Origin of the sequence: Culicoidibacter larvae, from assembly GCF_005771635.1 — a bacterium.
Classification (GTDB): domain Bacteria; phylum Bacillota_I; class Bacilli_A; order Culicoidibacterales; family Culicoidibacteraceae; genus Culicoidibacter; species Culicoidibacter larvae.
Genome location: NZ_VBWP01000001.1, coordinates 211,348 through 224,138 on the forward strand (window position 1 = coordinate 211,348; position 12,791 = coordinate 224,138).

Below are 12,791 nucleotides of genomic sequence, written 5' to 3' on the forward strand. Positions count from 1 at the left end.
CCGCAACCTGAGGTTGCGGGCTTTTTAAATTTAGTAAGAAAATTGAAAGAATTATATGGTATAATTTGAAAGGTTTAACAGGTATATTGTAGTTGTTAAGGAGGTATGTAATGAACGATACAAAAATTTTAGTTGTTGATGATGATATTGAAATAGCTTATGCAATTCAGCAGTTACTAATTAATGAAGGGTATACAGTACTCGAGGCACATAATGGTCTTGAAGCCTTACAGCTTATTGATGAACAAAATATTCAGCTGATAATAATGGATATTATGATGCCAAAACTTGATGGCATTTCGGCACTGCTGAAAATCCGCGAATCAAAACATGTTCCAATTATTTTATTATCGGCAAAGTCGGAACAAAGTGATAAAGTTTTGGGGCTGTCAATCGGGGCAGATGATTATATTACTAAACCATATGATCCAGCTGAATTAGTTGCCCGGGTGCAGTCACAATTACGACGCTTCCTTACGTTCAACACAGAAAAGCGTGTTGGGGGAAACTGTATCATAATCGGGGGTCTAGAAATGAATTTAGATACTCATGATTTTTATGTTGACGGTCAATCAGTAAAGTTGACGGTTACCGAATTTAAGATTTTGGAATTCTTAATGAGTCACCCCAATATTGTCTTTTCGGCACAACGAATTTATGAACAAGTTTGGGATGAAGAAGCCTACGCCAGTGATAATGCGGTAATGGTACATGTGCGCCGGATTCGCGAGAAGATTGAATATAATCCAAAAGAACCAAAATATTTAAAGGTGGTGTGGGGCGTTGGCTACAAAATCGAAAACAATTAATAAGAATATCCTCTTTGCTTTAGTTATTGCACTGTTGACTGTTATGTTAATAGTCTTATCAGTGGTAGCAACAGTTTATCTTGATATGAGTGCATCAACATTTCGTCAAAATCTGCATATGCAACTAATGCTTGTGGTACTTGTAATGGGGCTATTAATACTTGTATTTAGTGTTGTTTCATATAAACGAATAAATGATACAAGTAAAACTATAACACTTTCAATAGAACTAATACTTATTTTTATAGCAAGTTCAGCATTGCTCTACACAATAATCCCTTATGCAATTAGCGAAACAGTTATTAGCATGTGGAATGACACCTTGCAAATGGCTATTATTATACCAAGTTCATTAATAACTGGTGGCTTTTGCATATATATGCTTTATCAACTGATTGGTAAAATAAAGTTACATCGAATTTTACCGGACTCATTGTTGTATAAGGGCGCTTTATGGTTAAAAGCCAATATTCATACAGTTTTCGGGAAGGAAAGTAAGTTAGTCACTCTGACCCAAAAGATGCAAGTAACAACAGTATTGTTTTTGCTCTTGGAAGCTGTTTTGGTACTGTTGGTATTGTTGCTTTTCTGGGCAAGCAGTTATTTCTATTTACTGTTTGTTGGAGTGATAATTATTGTGGCAATTATTTTTTATTGGAGCATTCAGGCAATGCTTGCCAAGATTAATGAAGATAATCAACGCATTATTGCCGAACAAATAAAGTCAGAACGAATGAAATTAGAATTGGTGACTAATGTGTCTCATGACTTACGAACACCACTAACAGCAATTACCAGCTATATAGATTTACTTGCTAAAGAAGAATTAAACGAGCAAGCAAATCAATATGTAGATGTCTTGAGTGAAAAGTCACGCTTGTTGAATGTACTGGTTGATGACCTATTTGATTTGGCAAAGGCAAGCAGCGGGAATCTTGAACTCATCTTAGATCAGGTAGATGTTCATGAACTGGTAGAACAAACAATTGCAGAAATGGCTACAGAGATTGACTCAGCAAGTGTTAAATTGATTGTACAAAATGATAAGCAAGGTCTATCTATAGTAGCTGATGGTGCAAAACTATACCGAGCATTAGCAAATTTAATTGATAATGCTCTGAAATATGCTCAGAGTAATACTAGAATATTCGTAAAAGTATTTACCTTAGGTGAACAGGTTATGATTAGTGTACAGAACACGGCAAATTATGAGATGGATTTTGTGGCAGAAGAAATTAGCAGTCGCTTTGTTCGCGGCGACAAAGCACGTGCGACTGAAGGAAGTGGACTGGGACTTTCAATTGCGCAAAGTTTTGTTGAGGCTTGTAATGGAACACTCAAAATTGTAGTAGACGGTGATATGTTTAAAGTTACTATTGGTTTTCCTTTAGATGAAAAATAAGAAAAGCCCGCAACCTCAGGTTGCGGGCTTTTCCAACTTCTCTATGCAGTCAAGTGCCGGAAAATTTGTTACACTAGTAATGAGGTGAACGGTGATGAATTTTCAAGAGCAATTAGTTGAGTTAAGAATTGAGCGAGGGATGTCGCAGGAGTTTTTGGCGGAAAAGATTGGCGTGTCGCGGCAGGCAGTCGCTAAGTGGGAATTAGGACAGGCTTATCCGGACTTTTTAAACTTGCTGGCATTAAGCAAGGTATTTCTGATTAGCATTGACCGCCTGGTTCGTGGCACTGAGGCAGACTACCAGCAGCAAGATGTGGATATGCTACCGGCGGAGAATGCCGAGGTAATCGCCTTTTTGCTTCGCGCCAAAAAGGCGACCTACGCCGGACATGGCGGCGAGGCGACGTCCAGCCGTCCGGCTTCGCATGATTTGCAGTATGCCGAAGGTGAATTAGTTTATATTGATAGTTACTTAGGCAGTTCGCGCTTCGCTGGTGAAGAAGCACTCTGGCGTGAACGCCGACCCTTTTGGTCGATGAATTATGTTGGCAGGGTACTTAGTGATGACTTCTCCAGTGCTTTTTTGAAAGAAGCGTTGGCGCAGGTCCCAAGCGATCAGCCGTATCGCGGACCGCTGATTTACCGTAATGGTGTGCATACGTATCATTGCACAATTCAAGGAGATTTCGAGTGGTTCCAAGGCCACGAAGAAATTTACTGCAATAATATTAAGACGTATGAATGCTATTTCCATGGTGGTCTTATCGTTTAGGGAGAAATTGGAAAAAAGGCGACAGCTGCAGCCGTCGCCTTTTTGTTTTGAGCTTATTAATAAACTACATAATTTACACAAAAAAGAACTGGTAATAGTGCTTTTTTTTAAGTATGATTAGAGTAATAATGAAGAGGTGTAAAAGAATGCTGCTGGTATTAAGTGTGCTGATTGTTGTAGTTGGGGTCGTTGCAATTATAGCATTTGTTGTTATCACAAATAAGCGTAATGTTGATGAAACAGTGCCGGTATATTTACGTGAGTCAATCGGCGGAATAGAACAATCGGTGCGAGTACAGACGGTTAATGCTAAGTTTGGATTATTGGCGCTGGCACTGGTTTTTCTTGTCGGAATAGTTTTGTTTGCTATGATTGTTCTTGAGGAATTAGAGCTTGGGGCAGCCTCTGCGTTTGCTAAAGAGATTATGAAGCAGTCAGAAGACTTTATGATAGCTATGCTTGTTGTCCCAATTATTCCAACAGTGCTGATGTTCTTTTTCCCGATTTATGTAGAGGTTAATCAAGGGCAAATTTTAGTGAATAACCGCTCGCTAAGCGTGCGTAGCTTTGGGATTAATCATTTGTTCGCCAATAGTCGGATGATTTATTTGAAAACAGATACTAAACTGTTGATACTTATGCCGATGAGTCATGAGGCGCTGCGCCGCTATCCTGATCGCCGCGTGCTTGAGGAACAAGAACGGGAGTTGCGCTCAGATGTTGATCGTTTAGAACATGCTTTGCTTGGACGTGGCATTGAGCAACGCAAGTATGCGGTGATGAGCAGAGTGCTCATTAGCTTTGGCATTATTTTTGGTTTATTTGCAATTGCAGCTTTTGGTCTGCTTATTGGCAAATATTATATTTAGGAGTTGGGAAAAATGGAATTAAATTATAGTATAGATGAGGCAGATAACTTGTTGTTTCAGCGAGATTATCTTGTTAATGGCCGTTCAAAAGTGATGGCCAAACGAATTCGTAACTTCTCTCTGCTTGTTTACTGTATTATCGTTATTGTTAATCTTATTGTGGCTGCAGTCATTCGTGAGCAAAAAATTTTCCTGATTGTAGCAATCATCATAGCTATTGAGCTTATTTTCTGGACGATATTACTGCTAACAAAAAAAGTTGGACAAGTTGTTTGGTTTTTAGGCAAACGGAAAATAAAGAAAACCGTACATGAGTATTATGCTGAGAAAAGTCTGGTCGGTAATGGTGAGCCGGTAAAGATGATCCTGAGTGAAACCGAAGTGCAGGTAATAAATAATCAAGTTGAGACCCGCATCGCCTGGGGAGTAGTTCCACAAATTGTTTTTCTTGATGATGTGATTTGTATCTATACTTCGGAGATGACTGCTCAGTTGATTGCAGTTAAACACTTCTCAACAGAAACATTTACCGAGCTGGATAAATATCTGCATGATATAGCTGAGAAGTTTGGGATAAAACTTATTAAAAACAGCAAGTAGCCAACTTGCTGTTTTTTCTTTTCTGCAAAAATTGAAGATGCACCTGCAATTTTCATTCTTACCCAGAGCGAGTAAAGCACCTATAATACAAGTAAGCCAAGAAAGGAGCGGATACAGTGATACGGATTGATTTTATTGCACCGCCATTGAGTGGTCATTTATTTCCAATGCTATATCTGGCGAAACAATTACAAAAGTATGCACCGGGATTATATGATATCCGTTTTATCAGTGGCGAAGGCAAAAGAAGTGTTATTGAAGCCGAGGGTTTCACTATGCATGCACTGATGCCGGATGACCCATTTATATTTGAACGCCTCGCCCGGGCGCAAGGGCGGACAAGCATGTTTCATCAGGCTTTCCGGCTAAGCAAAAAGATTGGCGAAATGACTGAGGAGATAAAAGCAGTCATTAGTGAGCGGGATACACAGCTAGTGGTGAATGATTTTATCACCTATCCCGGCGTCTTCGCAGCAGAACAATTACAACTGCCATGGATAACCTGTATCCCGACGCCTTTCGCCATCGAAAATATTGATGGCACGCCCGCATTCTTAGGCGGCTTGCAGCCGCCGAAATCCTTTCTCGGCCGCGGTCGTGACGCTGCCGGTCGACTGCTGGTGCGTAAAGTAAAGCAAACATTGATATTTGCTTTACGCAAGCAACTGGGAAAATATCTGCCAAGTTTATACCGGGAAGATGGCAGCGAAGCGATTTATTCAGCCACAGCAATTATTGCTATGGGCTATGAAGGATTGCAATTTGAACGCACTTGGCCTTCACAATTGCAATTCGCCGGGTATGGTGCAGTGAATGAAGAAATTGAACTGGAAATTCCATTCGCACGTTTTCAATATTGCATATTAGTGACAACTGGAACGATGCTGCCACTGGCGCAACAAAAGATTGACCGTTTAATTGAACAGCTTGCACAGCAATTACCGGATACACTATTTGTGGTCAGTGGCGGTGATGCTAAGGCATCGACATATCAACAACGCGAAAATATTTTGCGAGTAGCATTCGTGCCATACAATCAATATCTGGCTGATTTTGACATGGTAATTCATCATGGCGGCGCCGGAATTGTAAACCTGTGCATTGAACATGGAAAACCGGCGATTGTTATCCCGCAAGACTACGACCAATTTGATTTTGCCGCCCGAATCCAGTATTTCGAAATTGGAATTTGGGTGAAGAAACCAGCGGTTCAATCGCTTTGCCAAGCGATTGAACGTATCCGCAAGCAGCCGGCTTGGCCGCAATTGGAACAATTGCAAGTAGAAGTGCAACAGATGAATGCTGGGAAAATTATCCATGAAGTCATTCAACGTGAATGGAAGAGAGGTGAGCAGCAATGAAAATTATTGTAACCGGAGCAACCGGATTTTTGGGTAAATATCTTGTTAATGAGTTGTTAGCGAATAACCATCAGGTTGTTGCAATAGGTCGAAATTTTGAAAGATTAGCGGAATTAAAAGCCCTTGGTGCCGAAGTATTGGCAATTGACTTAACTAACCGAAACAAGGTGCTGGAATTAATGCCAACTGCTGATGTTGTTATTCATGCAGCTGCACGCTCAACCGTATACGGTCGATGGCAAGATTTTTATCGTGATAATGTTCTTGCCAGTGAATATGTGCTGGAAGCATGTCAAAAGATGACGATTAAGCGTTTGGTATTTGTATCTTCACCAAGCATTTATACAGCCAAAGAAGATCGTTTCGATATTAAAGAGGATGAATATGAAGTTGAAAATAAATTGAATAATTATATTCGCTCGAAGATTGCTGCTGAAAGACGCTTACAAGCATTGAAGGCAGATACTGAGTTGGTAATTGTCCGGCCGCGAGGATTATTCGGTGTCGGCGATACAAGCATTTTCCCGCGACTGTTGCGTGCGAATGGTACAATCGGTATTCCATTATTTAAACGCAAGCAGCCAACAATTGTTGATGTTACCTGTGTTGAGAATGTGGCTTATAGTTTGCGATTGTGTTGTGAAGCAAAAGCTATTGATGGAGAGGTTTTTAATATTACTAATGGTGAGCCTATGGTGTTTAAAGATATTATTGAACGGATATTCAGGCAACTGGGCGATGAGGTGAATTTCAGGTCAATGAACATTCGCCTCATGTATGGGCTCGCTGCGATATTGGAACGAACTTATCAGCTTTTTAGAATTAAGAATGAACCAGCGCTGACCAGATATACGGTTTGTACGTTGGCATACAGTCAGACACTCAATATTCAGAATGCGGTTGATAAATTAGGGTATCAACCACAGAAGACAATGGCGCAGGGGATTGATGATTATGCGCGCCATTTAATACAGGAGGGGTTCAAATGAACGTAATTAATATTCGAGGATCGGCACGTGCGGTGCCAAATAAGGTCAAGTACTCAAGTGAAATTGATTGCGAGTTGGGGAAAGAAGAGGGCTTTGTTGCCAAAAAAACCGGAATTGAAACACGCTACTTTAACACCGATGGAACTGCTGCTGAGTTAGCGGCGACGGCGATTCGTCAGGCACTGATTAATGCGGAAATGGCATATGCCGATTTAGATGTAATTATTGCTGCTTCAGGGACGCCACAGCAAATTATTCCCTGCAATGCCAGTTTGATCGCTGAACAATTTTTGGCAGAAAAACATAATATTCCTTGCTTTGATGTAAATGCTACTTGTTTAAGTTTTATAAGTGCTTTTGAAGTTGCTGCGGCATTTTTGGAAACCGGTAAGTTTAAAAATATTCTTGTAGTTTCGGCTGAATCAGGCGATGGTGCCCTAAATAAAGGCCATTATGAAAGTTATGCATTAATTGGTAATGCGGCTGCGGCATACATTTTAAGTAATGATAGTGATCGTGGTCAACGTTTTGAAGTTATTGACACCAAAATGTGTACATATGCTGAGTTTAGTCATGCTGCGGAAATTCGTGCCGGCGGTAGTGCGCTTTATTTGGCTGAAAAGACCAACAAAGAAGATTACTATTTTGATATGAACGGCATCGCTTTGATGAAAGCAATGCTTAAGAACATGCCTGACTACATGGATGATTTCTTAGCTAAAAACAACATAAAAATGCAGGATGTTAATCATTTTGTGCCGCATCAGGCAAGCGGCCCGGGAATTAATATTCTGGCAAAAGCGTTAAAGATTCCAAAGGCTAGGATTGTTAACATTATTAGGGATTATGGTAATACGATTGCTGCGGCAATTCCGTTTGCTTTTGATTACCTACTTGAACAAGAAAGTGTTGCCAGTGGTGACTATGTTATGTTAATCGGAACTGGTGCCGGGGTATCAATTGGCACAATTCTTTTGCGGAAGGTGTAAGCATGTTTACCAAAATGACCTTATTTTACACTGGGACAAGTAACCAGCGAACGCGATTTACGCTAAAGGGTGGCAGTTGGGGGACAACGGCCTACCCGGCAACTGTTTGCATCTTGGAGCATCCGCTGCATGGCACAATCCTCATTGACACCGGCTACAGCCTGTCAATGAAAAAGCATATGAGCAACCTGGTGCATGCAGTGTACCGGCAGGTTGTTGGTGCGCAAGTCGTCGCAGACGACTTAGCTGCCCATATCGACCCGGATGACGTTGCACTCGTCATCCTTTCGCATTTCCATCCTGACCACATTGGCAGCTGCAATGCTTTTAGCAAAAACCAAGTTGTCTGCTCGCAGGCCATCGCTGAACTTGCGCAAGCGCACAAGTTCAAGCAGCTCCGGCAAGGGTATTTTGCCGGACTCTTTCCATATATAAATGACCAACTCAGCTACATTGAAAGCTGTCCGCAGGTGGAAGTAGTCGGGATTGGCACTGGTTTTGATTTGCTGGGTGACCAAAGCTTGTTGGCCCTGGCAACGCCGGGCCATGCAGTTGGACATTATAGTTTTTTGATTCAAACCAGTGATGGCCCGGTACTGTACGGCGTTGATGCCGCTTGGCATCAAGAAGCCATCAGCGAGCAGCGCTATCCAAGTGCAATTACCAAGTTATTTATTGCTAACTACCAAGAAATGATTGCCTCGGTGCATAAACTGGAAACAATTGCCAAAGCCAACCCGCAACTACCAATATTTTTCTGCCATTGTACCAACTCGCATCAACAATTAGCAGCATTTTTCAACGAAAGGGGACGAACTGATTTTGCGATTATCACAAATAATTACCTTTAGTACAACATATCTGCAAGTGAGGTACTTGCGTTATTTGAGTGTAAAAAAACCGAGCGCTTTTGCCCGTTGGCAAAAGCGCCGACTGGAAAAGCATGTGAAGCGAATTGTTAAGCATTCATCATATTATCGCAATGTTTTATCCGAAAAAACATTTAATGACTATCCGATTATCAATAAACAAGTGATGATGGAACATTTTGATGACCTGAATACTGCCGGTATTTCTTTGAATCGGGCTCGAGTATTAGCGCTAATGTCTGAACAAGAACGAGATTTCTCACCTAAAATCGGGACGGTCTCAGTAGGGTTATCGTCGGGAACAACCGGAAATCAAGGTGTGTTTTTGGTTAGTGACCATGAGGTGGCACAGTGGGCAGCGGCAGTTACTGCGAAGCTGATTGACTTTAAGCAATTCCGCAAAGAGCCAATTACAATTGCCTTTTTTATGCGCGCCAACAATAATTTATATGAATCAATGAATAAAGGGAAAATTAATATCAACTTTTTTGATCTATTAAAACCAGTGAAGGAAAACTTGGAGCGACTCATGATATTACAACCTAACATTATTGTTGCTCAACCATCAATGCTACGGATAATCGCTGATTATTTTGATGGTAAAACATTGCCCTTTGAACTAAAAGAAGTATATAGTATCGCTGAGGTTTTGGATCCTGTTGATGAGATGTATATTAGTGAGCGGCTTGGCCTGCCGATTAAGCAAGTCTACCAAGCTACCGAAGGATTTCTTGCCGCATCATGCAGTCATGGTTACTTACATCTTAATGAAGATGTTGTTTATATTGAAAAAGAATATCTTGACGCTGAAAAACGCCGCTTTGTACCAATCATAACTGATTTATATCGCATCAGCCAGCCATTGATTCGCTACCGCTTAAATGATGTACTTATTGAGTCACAAGAGCCGTGCCCTTGTGGTTCGTGTTATACGCGGATAGATGCGATCGAGGGGAGAGAAGACGATTGCTTCGTTTTAAAAAACCAAGCAAACGAGATGATTACCATATTCCCGGATTTTATTCGCTATGCCATCATCAATGCAGATGCTGCAATCACTGAATATAAAGTAAGCCAAAACAGTGCAACTGATATTATCGTGTATTTAAATATTACTGATGATGATTTTATAACTGCGCAGCAGACTATTCATCAAAATTTTGCTGACTTATTTGCCAGCTATGGAATAACAGAATATCTTCTTCAATTTGAGAACGCGATTCCTGAATCTAAAAATAAGAAACTACGCAGGATAGAGAGGATGCTATAGGCAGTTGAGCACAATTAATATTTAAATGTTGTTAAATTTGGTTGAAAATGTTAAAATATGTTTACGCCAGAAAATATATGTATTTCTGGTAGCCAGAAGCAGAGCTGACCCCTATGGCTAACTGCCTCTGGCTTTTTTTAAAAACGGCGCGTATTTACGCGCCGTTTTCTATAGATTCAAACATATCAAGTAACAAGAAGTTAACAATATTTTGTAATTCAATTTTTGTTGGCTGGTTATGAATACTGAGCATTGGTGTAGTAATATCGGCTGATGCGGTAATATCACTGATGATTGCATGGTAGAGGTGCTGCTGGTTTGCAAGCGTTGAAGAAAGGGATTCATTACTAATTTCAAAGAAATAGGATTCACCAAGATAACTTGCAAGTAAAGTTCTAATAGTTTCTTCAGCAACTTGACCGCCGCTCATAATAATTAAGATATTCTTTTTGTTTCGTTTGATTAATTGTTCGTTATGGATGATCGATATGATATCAACAATATCGGTGTTATAAAGTTCTGGTAGGTTATATGTTTTTATCAATGGTTGATATGCGATTTTAATTGCTGTTGCCAATGTTAAATCTTCAGTAAGTTCATTCTGAACAAATCCGGGAAAACTGAAATTAATCAGATATTTAAGCAATTGCAACTGAATTTTTTTACGCATAACTGTATAGGTCTGCGGTGAGGTTAAAGCAATATCAGTGGTTTTCCCCAAGTTCAGAATAAACTCTGTAGTAATAGTATCAAGTTGGAATTGCTTTGCCAGGACTTGCATCGTTTTAGGAATCTCCGGACCTAGATAGGTTTGGATTTCGACATTTGAAAGCAGTGGGAAAGTAATGTGGTAAGTATCACCATTGTTGAAAGAAATTTCCGGAAAGGTGAGTACCAGCAAGTCCATAATATCTTTCGCAATATAAAATTCAGGAATAGATTGCATAAAATCATCAATTCCCTGACGGAACTGAATTTTATGTTGATAAACGTTTCGGTATATCATGATGCAAATATAAAGGATATAGTCCCATTTGTGGTGAATTGGTATTGAACAATTATATTTGACTTCCAATAAGTCAGCAGCATTCTTCATAAAATCAATATAAGGAATTTCTTTGTTGAGGGTGTCGAGGCGCCAACTTTCATTGCCGAAGAAGTATTGAATGTGGTCAAAGAAGAAATAGCGAATCGCAATTTCAGTACCAACAATTTGCAATGGGGCACGTTGTAATACAAGTCCATAACTAGAGAGGCGCATTTCCAAATGCGCCAGCACGGTTTTAATGTTGCGGGCATTTGCAAAAAGACGTTCGGTTAACTCGTTGATGGTGATGGTATCTTCGCGCAGCAGTAAAAAGATGGTTTTGAATATAAGTGTCTCAGACCATAATTGGCTGGATAATATGCTTAGCGTTTGATCAATTGGTTTAGTTATGGAAATTCCATGACCTTTGGTTATGTGGATTTCCCAGTTTTCCGGCAAATCAAGCTTAATTGCTTGGAGATCATTGCGGATTGTATTCTCTGAAACATCCAGTAGCCCGCATAAGTCGCTGATTGTACATAGCGGGTGCTCGACCAGGTAGTTAATAATGCTTATTTTACGATATATATCTTTTTCTAAATGTTCTTTTGATAGCAGTGGAATGGTAACCACCTCCGATATTCTTATTATACCGAAAAGCCGAAGTTCTGGGTAGGGTTGTTTTATCTGAGCAGAACATGATAGAATAAGAGTAATATGATGAAAGGAGTGTTTGGGATGAAAACAGTGGATGAGTTTGTTGCTCAGTATGTTGGTGAGCAGAATGCTTGGTTAACTACTTTTGTTGAATTTATGCGGGAAAGTTATCCGGAGGTTCCGGAAACAATTGCTTATCAGAAACCTACTTACAAGTTTCCGAAAACCCATATTGCCTTCTCTGTTGCGAAAAACCATTTTACTTTCCATACACCTGATGTTGAGAGTATTGAGGAATTAAAGTCAATATTACCATTGGCAAAATTTGGCAAAGGATCAGCGAAAGTAAAGTTTGTTGATAAGTCAGCCCAGCCAGTACTTATGTCAGTCATTGATAGTATTGTTGAACGACATGCTGAAAGTTAAAAACAGTCTCACGGTTGGTGAGGCTGTTTTTTGTTTTTGAATATGGTTTGCCACATAAAAAAAGAGAAGCTCTGCAAAGCTTCTCTTTTTCTATTAACATTATCCCCATTTTTTTACATGGATTAATAGGACAGATTTGTTGATTGAAAAACAGTAAAACATTCTAGTTGAAAAATACTTTGAAAATCTATATAATAGTCTGGTATCCAAAGGAGGAGCACAGATGAAGATTACTGAACAAGAAGTTTTTGCTGCGCAAGAGAGTTGGGCGAAAGCCATTGTCGCAATTGGGGAAATGGCTCGTAATGGTGGCGACTATCAAGCCCTTACCCGTCAGGTTGTCGCAGATTTATATGCATTTGATGAACGTGAGGTTTTGTTTAAACCAACGCGTGCCAGTGAGACTCCGTTTCGGACTGAAAGTGTTGAGGCAGTTTCATATTTTGCCGGAAATGGCGTCGTTGAGGAAGACCTAGGTTTTGCTCTGCAGCTTTGGAAAGACATCCGTTTTGAAAACCATAATATTATCTTTGATGAACATAACAAAGCATATACTATGGGACATTATTATTTCTATGATGCTGAAAGCTATGATGAGTTGAAAGTTGAATACACGATGGCATTCTGCCGCACCAAAGATGGTAAGGTGAAATTATTTTTGCACCACTCAAGTTTCCCATATAAACGCTAAAGCGTCTTGAAAAGTCCGCTCCCACCAGGAGCGGACTTTTCTTATTTTCACAATTTATTG

At 40.0% G+C, this 12,791-nt stretch carries 13 protein-coding genes; 12 read left to right on the forward strand and 1 reads right to left on the reverse strand.

The window, feature by feature from the left end:
* The first annotated feature begins 110 nt into the window (after nucleotides 1-110).
* From FEZ08_RS01115 to FEZ08_RS01160, 10 genes are all read left to right on the forward strand, one after another.
* Nucleotides 111-809: a response regulator transcription factor gene (locus FEZ08_RS01115; protein WP_138189853.1), complete on the forward strand. Its 699-nt coding sequence runs from the start codon at nucleotides 111-113 to the stop codon at nucleotides 807-809.
* Nucleotides 784-2,211, forward strand: a complete 1,428-nt coding sequence (locus tag FEZ08_RS01120; RefSeq protein WP_138189854.1) for a sensor histidine kinase — start codon at nucleotides 784-786, stop codon at nucleotides 2,209-2,211. Before FEZ08_RS01115 ends, FEZ08_RS01120 begins: the two co-directional genes overlap by 26 nt.
* Before the next feature lie 94 nt (nucleotides 2,212-2,305).
* Nucleotides 2,306-2,983 (forward strand): DUF5680 domain-containing protein, encoded by a 678-nt coding sequence (locus FEZ08_RS01125; RefSeq protein ID WP_138189855.1) that lies wholly within the window; start codon nucleotides 2,306-2,308, stop codon nucleotides 2,981-2,983.
* A gap of 146 nt (nucleotides 2,984-3,129) precedes the next feature.
* Nucleotides 3,130-3,852: a hypothetical protein gene (locus FEZ08_RS01130; RefSeq protein WP_171014862.1), complete on the forward strand. Its 723-nt coding sequence runs from the start codon at nucleotides 3,130-3,132 to the stop codon at nucleotides 3,850-3,852.
* A 12-nt stretch (nucleotides 3,853-3,864) separates the two neighbouring features.
* Nucleotides 3,865-4,452 carry a hypothetical protein gene (locus FEZ08_RS01135; protein ID WP_138189857.1) on the forward strand — a complete coding sequence of 196 codons (588 nt, stop codon included), beginning with the start codon at nucleotides 3,865-3,867 and terminating at the stop codon, nucleotides 4,450-4,452.
* A 116-nt stretch (nucleotides 4,453-4,568) separates the two neighbouring features.
* On the forward strand, nucleotides 4,569-5,813 hold the full coding sequence (locus tag FEZ08_RS01140) for a glycosyltransferase (protein WP_138189858.1): 1,245 nt from the start codon (nucleotides 4,569-4,571) through the stop codon (nucleotides 5,811-5,813).
* Complete coding sequence (locus FEZ08_RS01145) at nucleotides 5,810-6,802, forward strand: NAD-dependent epimerase/dehydratase family protein (protein ID WP_138189859.1); 993 nt, start codon at nucleotides 5,810-5,812, stop codon at nucleotides 6,800-6,802. The genes FEZ08_RS01140 and FEZ08_RS01145 overlap by 4 nt, the downstream gene beginning before the upstream one ends.
* Nucleotides 6,799-7,791: a 3-oxoacyl-[acyl-carrier-protein] synthase III C-terminal domain-containing protein gene (locus tag FEZ08_RS01150; protein WP_138189860.1), complete on the forward strand. Its 993-nt coding sequence runs from the start codon at nucleotides 6,799-6,801 to the stop codon at nucleotides 7,789-7,791. The genes FEZ08_RS01145 and FEZ08_RS01150 overlap by 4 nt, the downstream gene beginning before the upstream one ends.
* 2 nt (nucleotides 7,792-7,793) lie before the next feature.
* A complete protein-coding gene (locus tag FEZ08_RS01155) occupies nucleotides 7,794-8,642 on the forward strand; it encodes an MBL fold metallo-hydrolase (RefSeq protein WP_138189861.1) in 849 nt (282 codons plus the stop codon).
* Nucleotides 8,614-9,930 (forward strand): F390 synthetase-related protein, encoded by a 1,317-nt coding sequence (locus tag FEZ08_RS01160; RefSeq protein ID WP_277871006.1) that lies wholly within the window; start codon nucleotides 8,614-8,616, stop codon nucleotides 9,928-9,930. Before FEZ08_RS01155 ends, FEZ08_RS01160 begins: the two co-directional genes overlap by 29 nt.
* 154 nt (nucleotides 9,931-10,084) lie before the next feature.
* Here the strand turns inward: FEZ08_RS01160 and FEZ08_RS01165 are convergent, their stop codons facing one another.
* Nucleotides 10,085-11,590, reverse strand: a complete 1,506-nt coding sequence (locus FEZ08_RS01165; RefSeq protein WP_138189863.1) for a helix-turn-helix domain-containing protein — start codon at nucleotides 11,588-11,590, stop codon at nucleotides 10,085-10,087.
* A gap of 105 nt (nucleotides 11,591-11,695) precedes the next feature.
* On the opposite strand from FEZ08_RS01165, the gene FEZ08_RS01170 reads away from it, so the two are divergent.
* Both FEZ08_RS01170 and FEZ08_RS01175 read left to right on the forward strand, forming a co-directional pair.
* Nucleotides 11,696-12,040: a DUF1801 domain-containing protein gene (locus FEZ08_RS01170; RefSeq protein ID WP_138189864.1), complete on the forward strand. Its 345-nt coding sequence runs from the start codon at nucleotides 11,696-11,698 to the stop codon at nucleotides 12,038-12,040.
* Nucleotides 12,041-12,263: 223 nt separating this feature from the next.
* The gene (locus tag FEZ08_RS01175; protein WP_138189865.1) at nucleotides 12,264-12,731 is read left to right on the forward strand and encodes a hypothetical protein; all 468 of its coding nucleotides are present in this window, start codon (nucleotides 12,264-12,266) and stop codon (nucleotides 12,729-12,731) included.
* Nucleotides 12,732-12,791 lie beyond the last annotated feature (60 nt).

Excerpts from the sequence above, each read along its gene's own strand:
- FEZ08_RS01115 (WP_138189853.1), top strand. The coding sequence starts at position 111 with ATGAACGATACAAAAATTTTAGTTGTTGATGATGATATTGAAATAGCT.
- FEZ08_RS01125 (WP_138189855.1), top strand. The coding sequence starts at position 2,306 with ATGAATTTTCAAGAGCAATTAGTTGAGTTAAGAATTGAGCGAGGGATG.
- FEZ08_RS01130 (WP_171014862.1), top strand. The coding sequence starts at position 3,130 with ATGCTGCTGGTATTAAGTGTGCTGATTGTTGTAGTTGGGGTCGTTGCA.
- FEZ08_RS01135 (WP_138189857.1), top strand. The coding sequence starts at position 3,865 with ATGGAATTAAATTATAGTATAGATGAGGCAGATAACTTGTTGTTTCAG.
- FEZ08_RS01145 (WP_138189859.1), top strand. The coding sequence starts at position 5,810 with ATGAAAATTATTGTAACCGGAGCAACCGGATTTTTGGGTAAATATCTT.
- FEZ08_RS01150 (WP_138189860.1), top strand. The coding sequence starts at position 6,799 with ATGAACGTAATTAATATTCGAGGATCGGCACGTGCGGTGCCAAATAAG.
- FEZ08_RS01155 (WP_138189861.1), top strand. The coding sequence starts at position 7,794 with ATGTTTACCAAAATGACCTTATTTTACACTGGGACAAGTAACCAGCGA.
- FEZ08_RS01170 (WP_138189864.1), top strand. The coding sequence starts at position 11,696 with ATGAAAACAGTGGATGAGTTTGTTGCTCAGTATGTTGGTGAGCAGAAT.
- FEZ08_RS01175 (WP_138189865.1), top strand. The coding sequence starts at position 12,264 with ATGAAGATTACTGAACAAGAAGTTTTTGCTGCGCAAGAGAGTTGGGCG.